Origin of the sequence: Thioalkalivibrio sp. ALE21, assembly GCF_003208255.1 — a bacterium.
GTDB classification, from domain to species: Bacteria; Pseudomonadota; Gammaproteobacteria; order Ectothiorhodospirales; family Ectothiorhodospiraceae; genus Thioalkalivibrio; species Thioalkalivibrio halophilus.
The window spans coordinates 1-20,973 of the sequence record NZ_QKMA01000014.1 but is presented as its reverse complement, the minus strand read 5'-3'; the positions used below and the strand labels follow the sequence as shown (position 1 = coordinate 20,973).

Sequence of the window (20,973 nt, the reverse complement as noted above, 5' to 3'; positions counted from 1 at the left end):
TGCAAGAGGTCGGTGCCATGCAGCTTACCCGCCATACGGACTATGCGCTGCGCGTGCTTCTGTTCGTGGCCGTGCAGCCCGAGGGTGGCCGCACCACGGTCTCGGAGATCAGCGAGCGCTTCGAGGTCCCGCGCAACCACATGGTGAAGATCGTCCACCGCCTGGGGCGGCTCGGTTACCTGGCCAACCGGCGTGGCAAGGGCGGCGGGATCTGGCTGGCGGTGGCGCCCGAGGAGATCAACCTGGGCGAGGTGGTGCGCAACATGGAGCCCACGCTGGACGTGATCGACTGCACCCGGCCATGGTGCCCGGTCGCGCCGGCCTGCCGCCTCAAGCCCCTGCTCGACGAGGCGCGCGACGCCTTTCTCGCCGTGCTCGACCGCTACACCCTCGCCGACATCGTTCGCAACGAAGCCCGTCTGCGAACCCTGCTGCAGATCGAACCGCACGCCCCCGACTCCGGCTGAGCCGACCCGCCCATAAAAAAGGGCCCTCCGGATGGAGGGCCCTCTGGCGTCTGCCCGGATTGGCCGGGCAGCGTGCGGCTTAGTTGGAGAAGTAGCGCACGTTCGGGTCGGCCATGTAGGCGCCCACGTCTTCCGGGTCGGCCGGGGTGACGCCGTCGATCAGGTCTTCCTCGGTGTAGTCGGTGTTGGGCAGGAAGATGGCGCAGGTCTCGACCTTCGCACCGTTATTGATCAGGTTCATCAGCAGCTGCTGGGCGTTGCGGTCGGCGGGCTGCATGGTCGCGCCGTCAAAGTCGTCGGTCGCCATTTTGGCGGCCGGGCCGCACAGCAGCACGCGCACTTCCTGGCCCTGGCCCATGGCCTGGTTGGCCAGCACCATGGACATGAACTGGGTGTGGTCGTCGCCGGAGGTGACGCTGGCGAACATCTTCGAGGGTTCGTCGGCCTGGGCGACGCCGGCGCCGGCAAAGGTCAGGACGGCGGCAGCAGCGAGGGTCTTCATGGTACGCATGGGTACGTCTCCCGTTTGGGTGGTATGTAAGCGTTTTCGAATGTAGTTCAATACTTATAGAGAATGCAAATCAGACTGCGTCCATATGTCGATTGCGTCGCATCGGGTGATTCGTTGTTCGGGCGGATTCCCGGCGGGTGCGGCATGCGGCTCCTTTCGGGAAGCTGGCCTGTCGCCGGAATCTCTCCGGTAGATGGGGGACGGGGAAAGAAGTTCCCGGGGCGGCGGCGGAACCGTGAACCGGCCGATGCTGTCATCCTGTATTCAGAGCGACTGGGGAGGACGTAATGCAGGAGACGCTGGACAGGACGAACCGGCGCGGCGTGCGCGACCGAGCAATCGGGGTGCCGGCGCGAACCGCGATCATGGGGGCGCTGCTGCTGACGCTGCCGGCCCTGGCCGGTGCGCAGATCGAGACCGCGCCGGCCGAGGAGGGCGTCGGGCCGTGGACCGAGGAGGCGCCGCCGCTGGTGAAGCTGGAGCGATTCTTCCGCGACCCGGAATACGCCTCCGCGCGGATCTCCCCGGACGGCGATCGTGTCGCCTTCCTGCGACCGTACGGGGGGGCGATGAACATCCATGTGGTGGCGCGGGGCGAGCCGGTCGAGCAGGCTCAGCCGGTCACCACCGAAGAGCGTTCCATCTCGGGCTTTTTCTGGTCGCGCGATGGCGAGTACCTTCTGTATGCGCGCGATGCCGAAGGCGACGAGGACTTCGAGATCCGCGCGCTGCAGGCCCCGGCCGAACCCGACCCCGAAGCCGGTGAATACCCCGAATCCCGTCACCTGGCCGGCGGGGACGGTGTGCGTGCACGCATCTTTCACGTGCCCCGCGAAGCCCCGGGCGAACTGTTCGTGGGGCTGAACGACCGCGATCCCCGGCTGCACGATGTCTACCGGGTCGACATCGCCTCGGGCGAGCGTGAGCTCGTGGCGGAAAACACCGCGGAGATCGAGGGCTGGCATTTCCACGAGGGCGAGCTGCGCAAGGCGACGCGCACCACCGGTGATGGCGGGAGCGAAATCCTGCGCGTGGATGGCGAGGATGATTTTCGGCAGGTCTACGCCTGCGAGTTCGGCGAGAGCTGCTCGCTGGCCGGCTTCCACGCGGACGGCGCCAGGCTCTATCTGCGCACCAACGCGGGCGAGGATCGCGATCTGAGCGAGCTGGTCCTGTTCGACCCGGATTCCGGCGAAGAGACCCGGGTGCACCGTGATCCGGAAGGAGAGGTGGATCTCGGGCGCGCGCTGTTTTCCGACGAGGACCACCGGCTGCTGGCCACGCAGTACACCGGCGACCGGCAGCGGATCTACGCACACGACGAGGACTTCGAGCAGGCGCTGGACTGGCTGCGCTCGGAGCTGGGCGACGCGGAGCTGTCGTTCTCCTCGCGGACCCGTGACGAGGACGTGTGGACTGTGGGCGTGCAGCGCGACGTGGACCCCGGCAGTGCCTGGGTGGCGGATCTGCGCGAACGCGAACTGGAACGCCTGTATCGCACCCGGCCGGATCTTCCCGAGGACGTGCTGGCGTACATGGAGCCGATCCGTTATGAAGCCCGCGACGGGACCGAGATCCCGGGCTACCTGACCCTGCCGCGCGGGGCCGGGGCCCAGGATCTGCCGCTGGTGGTGATGCCGCACGGCGGCCCGTGGGTGCGCGATACCTGGGGCTACAGCGGCCAGGTGCAGTTCCTCGCCAACCGCGGTTACGCGGTGCTGCAGCCGAACTTCCGCGGTTCTTCGGGCTTTGGCAAGGCGTTTCTCAATGCCGGCAACCAGGAGTGGGGCACCGGCGTGATGCAGCACGACGTGACCGACGGGGTGAAACATCTGATCGACGAGGGCATCGCCGATCCGGACCGGGTGGCGATCTACGGCGGCTCCTACGGGGGTTACGCAACCCTGGCCGGGCTGACCTGGACCCCGGAGCTCTACGCCGCCGGGGTGTCGATGGTGGGGCCGTCCAGCCTGATCACCCTGATGGAGTCCATCCCGCCGTACTGGGAAGCGGGGATCAAGCGCATGCACGGTCGTGTGGGTGACCCGGACGATCCGGAGGACCGCGAGCGGCTGAAGGAGCAGTCGCCGCTGTTCCATGTTGACCGCATCGAGTCGCCGCTGCTGGTGGCCCAGGGGGCCAACGACCCGCGCGTCAAGCAGGCCGAGTCGGACCAGATCGTGGTCGCGCTGCGCGACGCCGGGCATCCGGTGGAGTACCTGCTGGCGCTGGACGAGGGCCACGGTTTCGTCAACGAGACCAACCGCCTGGCGTTCTTCGCCGGGCTGGAGGGCTTCCTCGCCGAGCACATCGGCGGGCGTCGCCAGGCGGAATACCCCGAGCCGGTACAGGAACGCCTGGAGCTGCTGCGTCAGGACATCGACGAGGTCGAGGCCCCGTGAGCGCCGGCGATGGCCGCCGCCCGGGCCTGGGGCCCGGAGACGTCGAGGTCCTCGAGCGCGAGTCGCTGTTCGAGGGCTTCTTCCGCATGGCCCGCTATACGGTGCGCCACCGGCTGTTCGGCGGTGGCTGGAGCCGGCCGCTGACGCGCGAGCGCTTCGAACGCGGACATGCGGCGGTGCTGCTGCCCTACGACCCGGTGGCCGACCGTGTGGTGCTGATCGAGCAGTTCCGCATCGGCGCGCTGGAGAAGCCGGCCGGACCCTGGCTGCTGGAGTTCGTCGCCGGGGTGATCGAACCGGGCGAGGAGCCGGAAGCGGTGGTGCGGCGCGAGGCCTTCGAGGAGGCGGGGGTGAACCCGGCGCGCATCGAGTTCGTGCAGGAGGTCTATGTCAGCCCGGGCGGCAATTCCGAGTCGCTGCGGATCTATTGCGGCGAGGTGGACAGCCTCGGTGCCGGGGGCGTGCACGGACTGGATGCCGAAGACGAGGACATCCGGGTGTTCACCGTGCCCTTCGACGAGGCGATGCAGCTGCTCGGGGACGGGCGTATCGACTCGGCGGCTCCGGTGATCGCGCTGCAGTGGCTGGCACTCAATCGCGAGCGGCTGCGGTGCGAATGGGGAGCGGGCGCCCGGGTGGATGAGCCGCGTCGCTGAAGACTCCCCCGCCCGGACCGGGTTGCGTTGACGCATGGCCGGAGGCTTCCGGATAATTCCCAGCTCGAGACAAGGGCGCAATCGCCGTCCGGGGAGGATACGTGGCGCAGGAATACCTGCTCCGCCTGTACGTGACGGGGCAGACGGCCCGGTCCGCACGGGCACTGGCCAATCTGCAGGCCATCTGTGAAGAGGAACTCCAGGGACGCTATCGGATCGAGGTGATCGACGTGCTCGAAAATCCCGAGCGCGGCGAGAACGAGCGCATCGTCGCCACTCCCACCCTGATCCGTGAGCTGCCTCCCCCGATCCGCCGCATCATCGGCGATCTCTCCGACCGCGACGAAGTGCTGCACGGGCTGGAGCTGGTGTCACCCGGGCAGCGGGAGTCCCTGCAATGAGCGCGGACGCACTGCCGGGGATCGACAAGCTGGCCACCGGGATCCCGGGTTTCGACGCGATTGCCCGGGGCGGTCTGCCCGAGGGGCGCACCACGCTGGTTGCCGGTACGCCGGGCAGTGCCAAGACCGTGTTTGCCGGCCAGTTCCTGGCTGCCGGTATCCAGCGCGACGACACACCCGGCGTGTTCGTGACCTGCGAGGAGGCGCCCGCGGACCTGCGGCGCAATTTCGGCGCCTTCGGCTGGTCGATGGCGGACTGGGAAGCCGACGGGCGCTGGACCTTCGTGGACGTGTCGCCGGATCCGGACGAGGAGACGGTGGAGGCCGGCAGCTACGATCTCGGGGCCCTGGTGGCGCGCATCGAGCATGCGGTGGAGCGCAGCGGGGCCCGCCGTCTGGCGATCGACTCCCTGGGGGCCATGTTCTCGCGCTTCCCCGACACGCGCCAGGTGCGCCGTGACCTGTTCCGCATCGCCTCGCGGCTGAAGGCCCTGGGGGTGACGGCCATCATGACGGCCGAACGCGAGACCGAATACGGCCCCGTTGCCCGTCACGGGGTCGAGGAGTTCGTCGCCGACAACGTGGTGATCCTGCGCAACATCCTGGAGAACGAAACCCGGCGGCGCACGCTGGAGATCCTCAAGTTTCGCGGGACGCAGCACCAGAAGGGCGAGTACCCGTTCACCATCCTGCCGGAGGGCGGGCTGATCGCCATCCCGCTGTCGGCGATGGAGCTGACCCAGCATTCCACCGACGTGCGCACGACCTCCGGCAACGACGAGCTGGACCGGATGTGCGGCGGCGGTTTCTACCGCGACTCGATCGTGCTGGTGTCCGGTGCCACCGGTACCGGCAAGACCCTGATGGCGACGGAGTTCACCGCGGGCGGACTGGCCGCCGGCGAACGCTGCATGCTGTTCGCCTTCGAGGAAAGCCGCGAACAGCTGATGCGTAACGCGCGCGGGTGGAACGTGGACTATGCGCCGGCGGAGGAGGCCGGGGATCTGACAATCCGCTGCGACTACCCCGAGGCCGCCGGACTGGAGGACCACCTGGTCCGGATCAAGGAGGAGATCGACCGCTTCCGCCCGGACCGGGTCGCCCTCGACAGCCTGACCGCGCTGGAGCGCGTGGCCAGCCCGCGCGGGTTCCGCGAGTTCGTGATCAGCCTGACCTCGTTCATCAAGGAGCGTCAGATTGCGGGGCTGTTCACCGCTTCCACGCCGTCGCTGATGGGCGGCGCCTCGGTGACCGAGGCGCACATCTCCACCCTGACCGATTCCATCATCGTCCTGCGCTATGTCGAGATGCGCGGGCGGGTCCATCGCGGCCTGGCCGTGCTGAAGATGCGCGGCGCGGGGCATGACGCCGGGATCCGGTGCTTCAACATCGACGATCGCGGTATGCATATCGGCCAGCGCTTCAGCGGCGTGGAGGGCATCCTCGAAGGGCATCCCGTGCATGTGCAGCAAGGAGACGAGGACACATGATGCCGAATCCGGACCTTTCGATGCCCCCGGCCGCAGTGCCCGGCGCCGTGCTGTGGGCGGGTGACGGGGGCGGCGACTTCGCCGGTTCGGGTCCGTCGGGCGATGGCCTGCGGGCGATCCTCGAGGCCTCCGCCGATGCCATCATCGTGGTGGACTCGGCGGGCGTGCTGCGGTATGCCAACCCGGCCGCCAGCCGGCTGTTCGGGCGCGACCTGCAGGCCCTTAGGGGCACCGGGTTCGGTTTCCCGACGGCTCCCGGACGCACCGAGATCGACGTGCTGCCTCCCGGCGAGGCCCCGCGCGTCGCCGAGATGCACGTGACCGCCCTGAGCTGGGACGGGGATGACGCCAGCCTGGCGATCCTGCGCGATGTCACCGAGCGCAAGGCCATGGAAGACGAGCTGCGCCTGGCGGCCCAGGTATTCGAGAACGCCTCCGAGGGGCTGCTGATCACCGATGCGGGGCAGCGTGTGCTGAAGGTGAACCCCGCCTTCATGTCCATCACCGGGTACCAGCCCGGCGAGGTGCACGGCCGGCCGATGGGCGAACTGCTGGATTCGGAATACCAGGACCCGGAGCTGCTGGAAACCATCGAGGCCGCGGTGCGCAGCGCCGGCCGCTGGGAAGGCGAGCTGGTCAAGCGCCGCCGTGACGGCGGACCCTGCTACACCTGGACCACGGTGATCGCGGTTCGCGGCGAGATGGGGCAGCCGACCCATTTCATCGTGACCTTCGAGGACATCACCCGCTGGAAGGAGGCCCAGCAGCGCCTCGACCACCTGGCGCACGCCGATCCGCTGACCGACCTGCCGAACCGCACCGCCTTCCATCAGCATCTCGATCTGGCGCTGGGGCAGGCGCGGCGTCATGGCGATGTCGTGTCCGTACTGTTCGTGGATCTTGACCATTTCAAGCCCGTCAACGACGCTCTGGGCCACGCGGTGGGGGACGAGATCCTGCAGGCCGTGGCCGCACGCCTGCGCGAGACCGTGCGCGAGAGCGACCTGGTCGCGCGGCTGGGCGGGGACGAGTTCATCGTGCTGGTGCGGGACATCCGGCGCGAGGCCGATGCGGGAATCGTGGCCCAGAAGGTCATCGACGCACTGCAGGCTCCGTTTTACGTGCGCGATCACGAGATCCACATCGGATCCAGCGTGGGCATTGCCGTTTACCCGGAAAACGGGCGCGACGGCGACACCCTGATCCATGCAGCCGATCAGGCCATGTACCGTGCCAAGGATCGCGGGCGCGGGCTGTTTGCGTTCGCGGACCATGCCGGAGAACCCCCGCCGGCGACGCCATTCGCAGGCTGGCCGGCGGACTGCAGCTGACCCCGTGATGCCCGGCGCCGGCCGGGTGCCGTCAGGCCGGGCAGGACTCGTCGGGGATCCGGCGGTCGCGTTCCTCGTCGCGCGCGACGGTTGTCGGCGTAGTGCCGGCCGTCATCCCGACGGCCACCGGTTCGCCCATCCAGCGGTCGGTTTCGGCGATCGCGGGGGCGGCCCCGGCGAGCATCAGGCCAAGCGCGGCGGCGCCAGCGGCGGTGATCGTGGTGTGAGCGTGTCGCATGAGGTCCCTCCGGTGTTGCCCCTGAGATGTTGACGGTGGCGCGTCCGGTTTATTCCGCATGGGGCGGCTGCAGCCCGTGCCGGCGCATCTTCTCCCACAGGTTCTTGCGGCTGATCCCCAGGTGTTGCGCGGTCCGGGCGATCTGCCATTCGTGGTGCTCCAGGGCCTGGCGGATGTAGGCGGCTTCCTGGGCCTGCAGGTAGTCGGCCAGGGGCGGGGCGGATGCCGGAACCGTTTCCGCGGCGTTCTCCTCCGGGGTGCCGGCGTTCCCGGCTCGCGGGTTCTGCGGATCCGCCGGATCGCACAGGTCGGGCTCGTCGAGGACCGCGCCGGCGGAAAAGATGGTGGCGCGTTCCAGGCAGTGTCGCAGTTCGCGCACGTTCCCCGGCCAGGGATGTTCCAGCAGCGCCTGTTCGGCGGCGGGCGTCAGGCGGCGCGGGGCAGCGCCTTCCCGCGCGGCCAGATCGGCGAGGGTCTGGTGTGCCAGCCACAGGATGTCCTCGCGCCGTTCGCGCAGCGGCGGGATGCGCAGGTGCACGACATTGATGCGGTAATACAGGTCTTCGCGGAAATCGCCGCGGTCGACGTTTTCGCGCAGGTTGCGGTGGGTGGCACACACCAGCCGCAGCCGTACCGGGCGGGGGGTCTCGGATCCCAGAGGCGTGATCGTGCGCTCCTGCACCGCGCGCAACAGCTTGGCCTGCATGGGCAGCGACATGTCGCCGATCTCGTCGAGGAACAGGGTCCCGCCGTCGGCCTGCTCGAAGACCCCGCGGCGCGCTCGCGTGGCGCCGGTGAAGGCGCCCTTTTCGTGGCCGAAGAGCTCGGCCTCCAGCAGGCTTTCCGGCAGGGCGGCGCAGTTGACGGCCACGAACGGGCTGTCGGGGTCGGGGCCGGCCTCGTGCAGGGCCCGGGCGACAAATTCCTTGCCGGCTCCGGACTCCCCGGTCACCAGGACCGTGGTGGCGCGCTCGGCGACCCGGGGCAGCATGGTGGCCATGTGGCGCATCGGCTGCGAGCGCCCCAGCGTGCTGCTGGCCGCGGATTCCATGGACTCGGCGGCCTGCAGTCGAGCGAGCTCCTCGGCGCACAGATCCCGGATCTGGTCGATCAGGTGATCCAGATCGAACGGCTTGGTGATGTAGTCGGCGGCGCCGCGCTTGAGCAGGTCGACCGCGCTCTCGACCGAGCCGTAGCCGGTGATGAACAGGGTGCGGGGGGTGTCCTGAGCGAGGGTTTCCTGCAGCCGGGCAAACAGGACGTCGCCGGGCAGGTCGGGGAGGCGGATGTCGCTGACCATCAGCTGGAAGCGTGGCTGTCGCTCCAGGGTTGCGCGGGCTTCGCCGGCGCTGGCGCACCAGACGACCTCGAAACCTTCCAGCTGGAAACGGTCGTTGAGGGATTCCCCCATGATGGGGTCGTCCTCGACCAGCAGGATGCGGCAGACGGTGTCGGTCATGGTTCACGGGGCTCGTCGCGGATGGGTGACACGTCAGGGTCCAGGCCCTCGGTCCAGGGCAGACGCACGCGGAATTCGGTCCAGCCGGGGCGGCTGTCGACGTCGATGGATCCCTTCAGCTGGGTGACGATCTGCCAGGTCATCCACAGGCCGATGCCGCGTCCGGAGGCCTCCTCGCTACCTTCCGTCCCGGGCGCGGCGTCCGGTTCGAACAGATGGGCCAGACGCGCGCGCGGGATGTGGCGCCCGCTGTTGGCGACCTGCAGGGAAAGGCCCTCGGCGTCGGTGCGGATGCGGCAGCGGACAAAACCACCGCTTTCCACCGCCTGGCTGGCGTTCAGCAGCAGGTTGATCAGGGTCTGGCGGACCAGGGCAGCCGGGAGGGGCACGGATTCGTCCAGCCCGCCGTCCCAGTCCAGACGGGCATCCCGCCGCTGCAGGTTGGGCAGGACCAGGGTGCGGACGTCGTCGAGGTCGGACGGGGTCAGGGGCTGGCGATCGGGGCGCGCTTCCACCAGCAGCGCCGAGACCGTGTCGCGGATCTGCAGCAGGCCCCGTTCGAGCAGGTCCAGGGTGCGTGCGGTACGCTCGTCGGTGGTGCCGTGGCGCTTCTGCGTGCTGATCGCGTTGAGCATCCCGCCCAGCGGATTGTTGATCTCGTGCGCGATGCCGCCGGTCAGGCGGCCGACCGCGGCCAGGCGCTCGGAGGCCATGACCTGTTTCTCCAGCGCCTCCTTCTCCCGCAGTTCGGTCAGCATCTCGCGCAGCCGGCGTGACAGCTGACCGACCTCGTCGCTGGATTCACGCAGGCGGCACTCGGGTTCCTCCGGGATCCGGTCCCCGACCCGGCGCATGCAGTCGGCCAGAGTGGTGAGCGGGCGCGCCATGCGCCGTCCCCACCACCAGCTCAGCGGGAGCAGCGCCAGCAGTACCAGCAGGGTGACGGTGGCAGCGCGTTCGAGCATCCCCACGAAGCGCGGCCAGTGGATGTCGCGCGGGTAGCGAAGCACCAGGGTGCCGAGTATCACGCCATCGGCCATGACCGGATGGAGCATGTAATAGTGCTCGTCCTCGACCAGGCGCCGCGGGGCAGGGGCGGGCTGCCCGGCGTCGTCGCCGCGGGTGGTCGTGCGGTTCATGTCGGCGATGGCCTCGGCCACCGGAGACGGCGATACGGCTTCGCCGTCCACCGCGGCCAGCATGCGCGTTTCGCCGGGCTGGCTGGAGACGAACACGCGCTGGCGGTCGTCCACCAGCAGGAGCTTGTCCGCTCCGTTGTCGCCGGCCGCCAGTGGTGCACGGATGATCTCATAGGCCCGCCAGACGTCGTCGTTGCGCATGGGCTCGACCACGGTCTCGCCCAGTACGCCGCCGAGGATTTCGGCGTTGACGAACAGGTCTTCGCGCAGTTCATCGTAGACCCGCGTGACGATCGCGCTGGTCAGGGCGATGGCGGTGATCAGCATCAGCGCGGTGGCCCGCGCCGGAATCTTGTAGCGCAGACTCAGGTTGGCGGGGGCCAGCCAGTCAGGAAGCCATTTCATCGGCGATCCGGCGAACGCTGTCGTACAGGGCGGGGTCGACCGGGGCGAAGCCGTCCAGCCCCAGGGCCGCGAGGATTTCCCGGCCTTCGTCGTGCGCGTCCATCGCCCCCAGGACCTCGCGACAGTGCCGGGCGTCCTCCGCGGGGAGACCGTCGCGCGCCACGATCGGCGGGAATCCGTGAAAACGCGAGCGCGACACGATGCGGGTGCGGTCGGTCACTCCGGGTTCGTGGCGTTGCAGCATGTCCCATACATAGCCGTCCACCGCGGCTCCGTCGACCAGCTGGTCGGCGACTGCCTCGACGGCATTGCGATGCGTCCACGACATCACCGTGCGGGCAAAATAGGCATCGGGGTCGGCGCCGGTGGCAAAGATGGCATGCCGCGGCAGGTGGTAACCGGACAGCGAATCCGGATCACTGTAGGCGAAGAAGCCGCCCTGCAGGTCGGTGATCGTGGAGGTCTCCCGGTCGGATTGGGGGACGATCAGGTAGGAGCGGTACAACGGCTGCCCGGCGTACACCGGGGCCACCAGCAGATCCAGCCAGGCCTCTTCCTGCACGAAGGGGTAGCCGCACAGCCAGGCCACGTCCAGATCGCCCTGGCGCAGGAGCTCGACGATCTCCGCATAACTGCCGCGCTGGATGAAGCGCACCGGCCGTACCAGCCGGTTTTCGAGAAACCCGCGCCAGCGCCGCAGCAGCGCCACGCGGTGGTCGAGGAACACCGGCGTCAGTCCGAAATACAGCGGGCGTTCGGAGTCGACGCCGGCGCCGTCGTCGGCCAGCAGGCTGCCCGCCGCCGCGCCCAGCACCAGCCCCAGAAAACCGCGTCGATCCAGGATTGTCCCCACGGCCATCACCCGCCTCATTGGCCTCGCAGACCCACCGGCTTTCATTCTCGCCCGGGACGGGGCGGGCTGTACACGGCAGGTCTTTCGCGGTTCAGTCGACCGCCTCGATGGAGACGACCGTGGCCTCCACCCGCAGGGTATGCCCGGCCAGCGGATGGTTGCCGTCGAGCATGGCCCCGCGTTCGGTGCGTTCCACCACCCGCAGCTGCCACGCGCGCTGCCCCGACGGATCGCCGGTGTACAGCGGCCGGCCCGGTACCAGCTCGACATCGGCGGGCAGGTTGTCGCGTACCGCCTCGAACACCAGCTCCGGACGGCGTTCGCCAAAGGCCTGCCCCGGGGGGATGTCCACGTGGCGGGTTTGTCCCGGTGCCAGTCCCACCAGGGCTCGTTCCAGTCCCGGCAGTGGTGCCGGATCGCAGTCCATACGGAAACGGGTTTCGTGTTCCTCGCGATCCAGACCCGCCATCTCCAGAGGGAGTTCGGGTTTGCCCAGCAGGCGATAGCGAAGCTGTACGGTATCGCCGGAACGCAGAGTCCGGCCGGTAACGGCATCAGGGTTCGGCATGTTTCGGGTCCGGGCCATGGAAAATGATTCAGGAAGCAAAAAGGTCAGGGTCCGCAGCGCTGTGCGGACCCCCGACAAGGCCCACAGGAGGAGCACGCTTCGTTGGACTTCCCTGCAAACAGGATGCCAAAAGTTGTTCGGGTGTTTTAAATCAGATACATGAAGACCTTTCATGGGTGTCCGTTTCCCGCCGGCATGCGGCCCGGCCGGAAACGGGGCGCGGTCCGTTACGGACCTGTAACATGGGCGGTGCGCGCCGGTTCGGGGAATGGCGCAACGGGGTTGCCCGTCCCTGCAGAATCCGGATGCCGGGCAGGGGGCCCGTGACCGGCGGTGATGCAAACGAGGAGAGAAACCAACATGAAACTGAGTAACTGGCTGGCGACGGGGTGTCTGGCCCTGGCGATGGGCGGCACGGCGACGGCCGGCGTGGAGATCCCCGCGGAAGACGAGCGCCTGAGTGATGCCCGCACCAGCGACCTGGAACGGGTGGACGAACTGCAGCCGGTGCGCGTGGCGGAAGACGTGTACGCGATCATCGGCTCCATCGACGGGCGCAGCTACGACAACCTCGGGCTGACCATGAATCTGGGCTTCGTGGTGACCGACGAGGGGGTGGTGCTGATCGACTCCGGTCCGTCGTACGCCTTTGGCGAGATGCTGGAGGCCGCGATCGGCGAAGTCACCGATCAGCCGGTCACGCATGTCATCGGCATCGGTTCGCAGGATCACCGCTGGATGGCCGATGGCTATTTCCGCGAGCAGGGGGCCGAGCTGATCACCCTGGAACGTACGGCCGAGACCCGCAGGGATTTTGCCGACGACCACATCGAACGCATGTCGGGGATCCTCGAAGACCGTTTCGAGGGTACCGAGGCCGTGGTGACCGACGAGCCACTGGAAGGTGACCGCCACGAGCTGAAGATCGGCGGCACCGAATTCCATCTGGAGTTCTGGGCGGATGCCCATTTCCCCGGCGACGCGGTGGTGTATCTGCCGCAGACCGATGTCTTCTTCTCCGGAGACATGGTCTATCTCGACCGCATGCTGGGTATCCATCCGTGGAGCGATCCGGTGGCCTGGCTGACCGCGGTGGAAAAGCTGGAAGAGAAGGCACCGGCCGCCGTGGTGCCCGGCCACGGGGACGTCGCGGGCATGGACCTCGTGACCGCCGAAACCGGGGACTACCTGCGGTTCGTAATCAGTGGCGTGGAACAGGCGCTGGAAGACTGGGCCTCGCTGCAGGAGGCGGTGGACGACCTCGGTGATGCCCCGCAGTTCGAACACCTGGAACATTTCGGCGACTGGCATCGCACCAACGTCAACCGCACCTATCTCTTCATGGAATAGATCGATGGAAAGGCCGGCGTGAAGCCGGAGCACCTCCGGTCGGTCGGGGGTGCAGGCCCCGGGCCCCGAGCCCCGGTACCGGAGACGGTGCCGGGGCTTTTTTGTGGCCGGTGCGGCGAGCGTCACCGAACGGTAACACCCTCGGTCGCGGGTCCCCGGCGGATGTCACCGACCGGTAACGCCGGTTTCCCCGGTGGGCCCCGGAGTCGCGCCATGACGCGGTTTCCGATCACCGGCACGCGCATTGCTCCAGCGGCGGAGAGCCCGGATTTCGCGGGTCCTTAATCCACCGGCCAGGAGTGTGCATGGCGTCCGATGCATCCGTCCCGATCCGCTTTCGTCGTCTGCATCCGGAGATCCCGGAGCTGGCGTTTCTGGCGGAAGACTGCCTGCCCGCGCGTTCGCCGCTGTCGCGCTGTGACGCATGCGCACGAGCCTGCCCCGTGGATGCGCTGGCGGCCGCGAAGGGCCGGCTGACGCTGGATGCGCATTGCCTGCGCTGCGGTCGCTGCGCGGCGGCCTGTCCCACCGGAGCGCTGCGTGCGGCCGATTTTCCGCGTACCGAAGCGCTGCAGGACCTGCCCCCCCGGCGGGATGAACCCCTGTATGTGGACTGCTGGCGGGTCCCGGAGCAGGCCTCGCCCGACGGGGCCCTGCGCGTGCCGTGTACCGGCGGTCTGGACGCGGGCACCGTGGCCGAGCTGACCAGCCTGCGTGACGGGCCGGTGGTGGTGCTCGATCGTGGCTGGTGCCGGGAGTGCCCGGCCGGCGGTTGCGAGCGACCGGCCGGGGCCGCGGTGGAGGCCGCGGAAGCGGCGCTGGAGGCGGCGGACGCGGTGGACTCCCTGCTGCCGCGCTTTGAAGCGGACCCGTTGCCGACTGACCGCGCCCGCGGCGAGGGGCCGCCTTCGCGTTCGGCGATGGCGGGGATAAGCCGTCGCGGCCTGTTCCGGCGCATGGCCGGCGAGGTCGCCGGGGCGCTGAATGACACACCCATTGAGGCCGAAGGCGAGGGCCCGTCGCGCCCGCTGCGTGACCGCATCCCCGCGCCCCCGCGCCAGCGCATGGTGCGCGCGCTCGAGCGTTTCGATGAAACGCTCCCGGCCAGCCAGCGCCCCGGACTGACCGTGGACCAGGACGCCTGCTGCAACCAGCGGGTGTGCGCCTCGCTGTGTCCCACCGGCGCGCTGGACAGCTTCGACGCGGAGGGAAGCAGCGGCCTGCAGTTCCGCCCGGAGGACTGCATCGGTTGCGAATTGTGCGTGCGCGTATGTCCCGAGCGCGCGCTCACCTCGTACCCCGAAGGGGGGCAGTCGGGAGAACTGACCCGGCATGCATTCCGCCGTTGTCCGGAATGCCGGAGACCGTTCGCGGGCGGCGAAGGACGTTTCTGTCCGTCCTGCGACAAGAAATACGGCCTGCTCGCGGGGGGTGGTTACGAGCTGCTCTTCGGGCAGGCCCCCGATTCCCGGGCGCCCGATGGCTGCGGTGCCCGGGTACAACAGGCGAGTCGCGATGCGGCCAGCGCCGATGCGAAGACGAGAGGGAGTGAGAGTCCGATATGAAGAATATCCTCGAGAGCATGTTCACGCGGAGGCGGTTTCTGCAGACCTCCGGGGCAACCGGGGCCGCGGCGTTCGGCGCCGCCGGCATGGCCAAGCTGACCGGCTTTTCCGCGGCCGGGGCGGGCGGGGCTGCACCGTCGAATGCGGCCGCGGCCTCCAACGGCAGCTGGAAGGACCTGCAGATGACCAAGAACATCTGCCACCAGTGTCCGGCCCGCTGCGGCATCAATGTCTACACCCATGAAGACCCGTCCACCGGTAACCGGCGGGTGACGAGCATCTACGGCGACCCGGGCAATCCGATCGCCAATGGCAAGCTGTGCCCGAAGGGGCATCTGGGAACGTACTTCCTCTACGACCCGGACCGCTTCAAGCAGCCCATGCGCCGGACCAACCCGAACAAGGGTCGGGACGAGGATCCGGGATGGGAGCCCATCTCCTGGGACGAGGCCTACGACGAGATCGCCGGGCGGATCAACGAACTGCGCGAGAATGGCGAGGCTCACAAGATTGCGCATCTGTACGGTCGCGGCTGGGGGCCCTCGGACGCGGGCCTGTATGGCGACTGGGGCAAGCTGGTGGGCACCCCCAACGCGGCCATTGGTCATGCCTCCATCTGCGCGGAAGGTTCCAAACACGCCAAGGGCGCACTGGAAGGCAACGTGTCGTACAACTCCTACGACTACAAGAACACCAACTACCTGCTGATCTTCGGCGCGGGCTTTCTCGAGGCCTTCCGCCCGTACAACTACCTGATGCAGGTCTGGGGTCACATGCGCACCAAGAGCCCGAAGACCCGGGTCACCACGGTGGACGTGCGCATGAACCCCACCATGGCGGCATCGGACCGCTACCTGATGACCAAACCCGGCACCGACGGGGCCCTGGCCCTGGCCATGGCCCACGTGATCCTCACCGAAGGGCTGTGGGATCGCGAGTTCGTGGGGGACTTCGACGACGGCGAGAACCGCTTCTCCACCGGCTCCACCGTGGACGCGGAGCGCTTCGAGGAGGTCTGGACCCGGGGGCTCGCCGACTGGTGGAACGCCGAGCTCAAGGACCGCACGCCGGAATGGGCGGCCGGGATCACTGGCGTTGACGCGGACGACATCCGCCGGACGGCGGTGGAATTCGGTTCCACGCGCCCGGCCATGGCGATCTTCGAGCGCGGCCCCACCGCGCACACCAACGGGGTCTATAACGGCATGGCGATCCATGCGCTGAACGCGCTGTCGGGCTCGATGTTCGCCGAGGGCGGGCTGTTCTACCAGATGGGCCCGTCCTACGCCTCCGGGCCGGCCGATGCGGACGACTACATGGACGACATTGCCGAGGACATGGACGGCCGGTACGACCGCATCGACATGGCCGGCACCGAGCGCTGGCCGTTCGCCGGGACCATGATGCAGGAGGTCGCGAAGAACCATAACGCCGGCGACCCCTACAAGCTGAAGATGGCGATGTTCTACACCACCAATCCCATCTGGACCGCACCGGATGCGCCGGAGTGGGAAAAGATGATGAGCGAGATCTTCGTGGTGGACACCTCGCCGTATCCCGGCGAGACCGCGAAGTTCGCCGACATCGTGCTGCCCGAATCGACCTACCTCGAGCGCCTGCAGGACTCGCCGACCTATCCGTTCGAGGGCTGGCCGATGACCGCGCTGCGCGTGCCGGCGGTGGAGCCGATCTACGACACCACCGAGTTCGGCAACATGATGATCGAGATCGGCAAGCGGATTAAGGGGCCCACCAGCGACTACTACCGTCAGGTGGATAACGTCGAGAACCTGCTGAAGCACCTTGCCCGCGGATTCGAGGATGATCCCGGCGACAACGGCGTCGACGGCTGGGAGGCCTGGAAAGAGCAGGGGGTCTGGTACAAGAAGCCCTACCACTGGAAGCAGCACCGTGGCGTGTTCTACGAGTGGGATGGCGAGGGCTACAACATCGAGATGACCGAGGAAGAGGTCAGGGAAAAGCTCATGCCCACCGAATCGGGCAAGTTCGAGTTCGATTCCTCCTACCTGCGCGCTGAGGTCGACTACATCACCCAGCATCTGAACGTGAGCCGGGACCGGGTCGGTTTCCCGCAGTGGCTGGATCCGGAATACACGGGCGGCAATCGGGACCTGCACTTCGTCACGCCCAAGACCCCGATGACCGCCGAGGGTCGCAGCGGGAATATCCCGCAGGCCACGGCCCTGATGCAGCCCAGCGTTGGCGGCAACGATCGCTGTTACGTGGAGATGCACCCGCAGACGGCGCGCGAGCGCGGCATCAAGGACGGCGACCGGGTCCGGATCACGGCGGATCTCGGCAGTATCGAGGCCTACGTGCGCCTGATGCCGCAGAACCGTCCGGACACCATCATCCTGCCCTACGAGCACGGGCACTGGGCCCAGGGGCGCTGGGCCGAGGCCCAGGAGCGTGCCACCGCACCGGGTAACCCCAACGAAATGACCGAAAACGTCTCGGACCCGATCTCGGGCCTGGCGGCCTATTACACCGGCCGGGTCGATGTCGAGCGCGTCTGAGCGCGCGGTCCGGAACGCAAGAGGAGACTAGAGAATGGCGAAATGGGGAATGGTCATTGACCTCGATAAATGTACGGGCTGCCAGGCCTGTACCACGGCCTGTGACATGGAGAACGACACCCTGCCGGGCGAGAGCTGGCAGGACGTTCTGTACTACACCGAAGGGGAGTATCCCAGTGGTCAGATGAAGTGGCTGCCACGGCCCTGCATGCAGTGCGAGGACCCGTCCTGCGTGCATGTCTGCCCGACCCGGGCCACCTACAAGGACCACGATGCGGGCGGCATCGTGTTCATCGACTGGGACAAGTGCATCGGCTGCAAGTACTGCATGATCGCCTGCCCCTACGGCGTGCGGTTCTTTGCGGATGAAAAGCCGCTGGTGGAGCCGGATCTCAAGGAGGTCTTTGCCGGCAGCGGCGGGCAGCTGTGGGATCCGCCGGGGCAGAGCCCGGATACCGACTATCGCCGTGGCATCGGCGTGCAGCCCAAGGGCGTCGTGTCCAAGTGCACCTTCTGCTACCACCGCGTGAAGGAAGCCCCCGAAGGGGTCCCGGACCTCGACGAGGATGATCCCGAGCTGGTCGATTACGTTCCGGCCTGTGTGCGGACCTGCCCGCCCAAGGCCCGGTTCTTTGGCGATCTCGACAATCCCGCCAGCAATGTCAACAAGCTGATCGGGAACAAGAACGGCATTCGCCTGAAGGACCACACCGGCAACCGCCCGCAGGTCTACTACCTCGGCGCCGGCGCGGGCATCCCCGCGTTCCAGCCCAAGTCGTAAGGGAGACGATTCATGACTGCGCAAGACAACCAATCGGGCAATCCGGCGTTGTTCACGCCGATGCTCTACGTCGGAGCGGCGATCGCGATCATCGCGTTCGTCTTTTCCGGCTTCATGCTGATGACCCAGGGTCACGCCGCATTCAACATGGATGCGAACGTGGCGTGGGGTCTGCCCATTTCCACCTACGTGTACTTCGCCCTGATGTCCTCGGGGCTCACGCTGCTGGCCGCGCTGGCCATGGTGTTCGGGTTCAAGCAGTACTACCCGCTGGTGAAGCGGGCCATCTGGCTGGCGATCATCACCCTGGTCGCCGGGCTTGCGGTGCTGGCCATGGAGATCGGTCACACCTTCCGCATGTTGTGGGCCATCCCGCTGAACCTGCAGGTCGAGTCGGCCATGTTCTGGATGGGCGTGTTCTATCTGGCGGATCTGATCTTCCTGCTGTGGAAGTTCCAGCGCATGGAACGCGGCGACTGGAGCAGCAAGCTCAGCCGTCAGGTCGGAATCGCGGGTTTCATCGCCGTGGTGCTGGCCGCCGGGACGCTGGCGCTGGTGTTCGGCATGATGAGCATGCGTCCGTTCTGGTACGACCCGACCCTGCCGGTGTGGTTCTACGCCACCGCCGCGCTGACCGGTGTCGCCGCGCTGGTGTTCTTCACCTACCTGAGCTACGGCATGAATACCGAACGCATGCCGAAGGCGCTGCGCATGGACATGGAAGGCCCGCTGCCGCGGCTGTTCCTGATCCTGCTGTTCATCACCCTGGTGATGTTCCTGGCGCGTCTGACCACCGGGCTGTATGCCAATGCGACCGAAGTGAACGTCGTGTGGGCGGACTACCTGCTGGCTTCGGGCTGGTTCCATCTCGGCGTGTGGGGCGGCATCCTGCTGCCGTTCGTGCTGTTGCTGGCACGCGGCCTGCGCCAGTCGCCGGCGATCCAGATGCTGGCCGCCGTGCTGGTGCTGGTGGGCATGTTCATCGAGCGCCTGTACTTCGTGGTTGGCGGTCAGGTGGTCCCGCTGTTCAAGGGCACCTGGGAGCGTGACCTGGTGGCCTACGTGCCGTCGCCGACGGAATGGGTGCTGACCGTCATGGGTATCGCCCTGGTCTTCGCCCTGTATGCCCTGGGCGAGCGGCTGTTCAACCTGAGCGACATGCCGCAGGCAGAGCCGGGCGAGGCCGAAGCCGAACCCGAAGCCACGGCCGAAGCACGCTCTTGAGCGGCCGGCCATCCGCGTGAATGTGGCACGGCCACAGGGACGGGCCGGGGTACGCCTCCGGCCCGTTTTTGTATACAAGGAGCGAAAATGAACCTTGAAGCAACGCAAACCGAAACCGATTTCCTGGTCCCCTTCGGCGAGACCCTGCTCTGCCTCGGGCAGGCGTTCCTGACGCCGAAGGAATCCGAGCGGGCGAATGCCCTGCGGGACGACCTGGTTCCGGATCTCGAAGCCCTGCGGGAAGCGACCGGAGTCCCCGCAGCCGGGGCACTGGACGCCCTGGCGTCGGCACTGCGGTCCACCGCGGACGCCGAGGGCGGCCTGCTGCGCGTCTACAGCCGACTGTTCCTGGCTCCTCCGTTTCCGGCTCCTCTGAATGCCGGCATCCAGCTCGACGGGGCCCTGATGGGGCAGAGCACGGTGGAGATGGAACGTTTTTACCAGCGCCACGGCCTGACCCGGGACCGCGAATTCCGCGATCTTCCGGATCACCTGGCCCTGCAACTCCAGTTCGTCGCTTTCCTGCATGCGAAGGCCGCGGAGACGGAGGACCGGGAGGAATGCGCCGCGATCGCCGGTGATGCGCGCTATTTCGTGCGTCAGCTGATGCTGTCGTGGTTCCCCAGATGGCTGGAACAGCTGGACGAGGCGGTAACGCACCTCCCGACCGCGGAAGCCTGGCGCCAGCTGGGGCGGGTGACCCGCGACGTGCTGGAGGCCGACGTGGTCTACCTGGAGGCCCTGGCTCCCGAAGTGCACGCCGAAACCGCCGCCAGGCCGTCGCTGGAAGAGGCACTGGACGCGCGCATGGCGCCCGAGCGCTCGCTGGAGGCCCCGGCCGCCTGCCGGGTGTGCGGCAAGGAATTCGCCATGGGCCGCGACATGGTGTTCATGCTGCAGCAGCTGCAGGCGCGCGGGCTGGAGACCGAACACCTGGAGGCCTGTCCGGATTGTCGTGCCGGCGAGATGGGACTGTCGGAAACCACGGTGGAATTGCCGGCGGCGGTGAGCAAGCATGTCTGACCAATCCAGGAACGGCGATCGGGGTCTGGTCGACCGGCACGGGAGGCGCATCGAATACGTACGCGTGTCGGTCACCGACCGCTGCGACCTGCGCTGCTTTTACTGCATGCCGGAGGGCTTTCGCGACTTCGAAGTGCCCGAGCACTGGCTGACCTTCGACGAGATCGAGCGGGTGATGGCGGCCTTCGGGCGCCTTGGCACCCGGCGGGTGCGCCTGACCGGCGGCGAACCGCTGGTGCGTCACGGCCTCCCGGATCTGGCGGCGCGGCTGAACGCCCTGCCGGGCATCGACGACATCTCGCTGTCCACCAATGCGGTGCGTCTGGCGAAGCACGCCGACGCGCTGGCCGCGGGCGGGGTCGGGCGCATCAACGTGAGCCTGGACACCCTGCGCGCGGAGGTCTTCAAGGACGTGACCGGCGGCAAGCTGGAGAAGGTGCTGGACGGGCTGATGGCGGCGAAGCGCGCCGGGCTCGACCCGATCAAGATCAACATGGTGGTGATGGGCGGCATCAACGATACTGAGGTCGGCGACATGGTCGACTTCTGCATCGAGCACGGTTTCACCCTGCG

19 protein-coding genes are annotated in these 20,973 nt (G+C 67.8%); 13 read left to right on the top strand and 6 right to left on the bottom strand.

Translation table 11 applies throughout. The features are described 5' to 3' along the window. The first annotated feature begins 17 nt into the window (after positions 1-17). A complete protein-coding gene (locus D893_RS10825) occupies positions 18-467 on the top strand; it encodes an Rrf2 family transcriptional regulator (protein WP_110619794.1) in 450 nt (149 codons plus the stop codon). 79 nt (positions 468-546) lie between these two features. On the opposite strand, the gene D893_RS10820 is transcribed toward D893_RS10825, so the two are convergent. Further along, positions 547-978: a DsrE family protein gene (locus D893_RS10820; RefSeq protein WP_110619793.1), complete on the bottom strand. Its 432-nt coding sequence runs from the start codon at positions 976-978 to the stop codon at positions 547-549. A gap of 287 nt (positions 979-1,265) precedes the next feature. On the opposite strand from D893_RS10820, the gene D893_RS10815 reads away from it, so the two are divergent. The 5 genes from D893_RS10815 (at position 1,266) to D893_RS10795 (ending at position 7,258) form a co-directional block, all read left to right on the top strand. Then, positions 1,266-3,380 (top strand): S9 family peptidase, encoded by a 2,115-nt coding sequence (locus tag D893_RS10815; protein WP_110619792.1) that lies wholly within the window; start codon positions 1,266-1,268, stop codon positions 3,378-3,380. Continuing rightward, the gene (gene nudF / locus D893_RS10810) at positions 3,377-4,036 is read left to right on the top strand and encodes an ADP-ribose diphosphatase (protein ID WP_018946185.1); all 660 of its coding nucleotides are present in this window, start codon (positions 3,377-3,379) and stop codon (positions 4,034-4,036) included. Before D893_RS10815 ends, nudF begins: the two co-directional genes overlap by 4 nt. A 101-nt stretch (positions 4,037-4,137) precedes the next feature. Continuing rightward, positions 4,138-4,437: a circadian clock KaiB family protein gene (locus D893_RS10805; RefSeq protein WP_018946184.1), complete on the top strand. Its 300-nt coding sequence runs from the start codon at positions 4,138-4,140 to the stop codon at positions 4,435-4,437. Continuing rightward, positions 4,434-5,927: a circadian clock protein KaiC gene (gene kaiC, locus D893_RS10800; RefSeq protein WP_110619791.1), complete on the top strand. Its 1,494-nt coding sequence runs from the start codon at positions 4,434-4,436 to the stop codon at positions 5,925-5,927. The genes D893_RS10805 and kaiC overlap by 4 nt, the downstream gene beginning before the upstream one ends. Then, positions 5,924-7,258, top strand: coding sequence for a diguanylate cyclase (locus D893_RS10795; protein ID WP_110619790.1), 1,335 nt, complete (start codon positions 5,924-5,926; stop codon positions 7,256-7,258). Before kaiC ends, D893_RS10795 begins: the two co-directional genes overlap by 4 nt. Positions 7,259-7,289: 31 nt before the next feature. Here D893_RS10795 and D893_RS10790 read toward each other — a convergent pair whose 3' ends face one another. The 5 genes from D893_RS10790 to D893_RS10770 all read right to left on the bottom strand — a co-directional run bounded on the left by D893_RS10790 (position 7,290) and on the right by D893_RS10770 (position 11,920). Next, entirely contained in the window at positions 7,290-7,496 is a 207-nt protein-coding gene (locus D893_RS10790; RefSeq protein ID WP_110619789.1) for a hypothetical protein, read from the bottom strand. Positions 7,497-7,545: 49 nt separating this feature from the next. Further along, the gene (locus D893_RS10785) at positions 7,546-8,955 is read right to left on the bottom strand and encodes a sigma-54 dependent transcriptional regulator (RefSeq protein WP_110619788.1); all 1,410 of its coding nucleotides are present in this window, start codon (positions 8,953-8,955) and stop codon (positions 7,546-7,548) included. Beyond that, positions 8,952-10,499, bottom strand: coding sequence for a HAMP domain-containing sensor histidine kinase (locus D893_RS10780; RefSeq protein WP_110619787.1), 1,548 nt, complete (start codon positions 10,497-10,499; stop codon positions 8,952-8,954). Before D893_RS10780 ends, D893_RS10785 begins: the two co-directional genes overlap by 4 nt. Then, on the bottom strand, positions 10,483-11,358 hold the full coding sequence (locus D893_RS10775) for a PhnD/SsuA/transferrin family substrate-binding protein (RefSeq protein WP_246863914.1): 876 nt from the start codon (positions 11,356-11,358) through the stop codon (positions 10,483-10,485). The genes D893_RS10780 and D893_RS10775 overlap by 17 nt, the downstream gene beginning before the upstream one ends. Positions 11,359-11,443: 85 nt before the next feature. After that, positions 11,444-11,920 carry an FKBP-type peptidyl-prolyl cis-trans isomerase gene (locus tag D893_RS10770; protein ID WP_110619786.1) on the bottom strand — a complete coding sequence of 159 codons (477 nt, stop codon included), beginning with the start codon at positions 11,918-11,920 and terminating at the stop codon, positions 11,444-11,446. Positions 11,921-12,280: 360 nt separating this feature from the next. Between D893_RS10770 and D893_RS10765 the strand changes: the two genes are divergently transcribed. The 7 genes from D893_RS10765 to D893_RS10735 all read left to right on the top strand — a co-directional run. After that, positions 12,281-13,270 (top strand): MBL fold metallo-hydrolase, encoded by a 990-nt coding sequence (locus D893_RS10765; RefSeq protein ID WP_110619785.1) that lies wholly within the window; start codon positions 12,281-12,283, stop codon positions 13,268-13,270. A gap of 305 nt (positions 13,271-13,575) precedes the next feature. Beyond that, positions 13,576-14,835 carry a 4Fe-4S binding protein gene (locus D893_RS10760; RefSeq protein ID WP_110619784.1) on the top strand — a complete coding sequence of 420 codons (1,260 nt, stop codon included), beginning with the start codon at positions 13,576-13,578 and terminating at the stop codon, positions 14,833-14,835. Then, complete coding sequence (locus D893_RS10755; protein ID WP_110619783.1) at positions 14,832-17,372, top strand: molybdopterin-dependent oxidoreductase; 2,541 nt, start codon at positions 14,832-14,834, stop codon at positions 17,370-17,372. The genes D893_RS10760 and D893_RS10755 overlap by 4 nt, the downstream gene beginning before the upstream one ends. A gap of 34 nt (positions 17,373-17,406) precedes the next feature. After that, positions 17,407-18,153: a 4Fe-4S dicluster domain-containing protein gene (locus tag D893_RS10750; RefSeq protein ID WP_341853163.1), complete on the top strand. Its 747-nt coding sequence runs from the start codon at positions 17,407-17,409 to the stop codon at positions 18,151-18,153. A gap of 12 nt (positions 18,154-18,165) precedes the next feature. Next, positions 18,166-19,377, top strand: coding sequence for an NrfD/PsrC family molybdoenzyme membrane anchor subunit (gene nrfD / locus D893_RS10745; protein ID WP_018946172.1), 1,212 nt, complete (start codon positions 18,166-18,168; stop codon positions 19,375-19,377). Between the two features lie 87 nt (positions 19,378-19,464). Then, positions 19,465-20,400 (top strand): molecular chaperone TorD family protein, encoded by a 936-nt coding sequence (locus tag D893_RS10740; RefSeq protein ID WP_018946171.1) that lies wholly within the window; start codon positions 19,465-19,467, stop codon positions 20,398-20,400. Next, a partial coding sequence (locus D893_RS10735) for a radical SAM protein (protein ID WP_146220550.1) occupies positions 20,393-20,973 on the top strand: 581 nt, incomplete at its 3' end. The genes D893_RS10740 and D893_RS10735, both read left to right, overlap by 8 nt.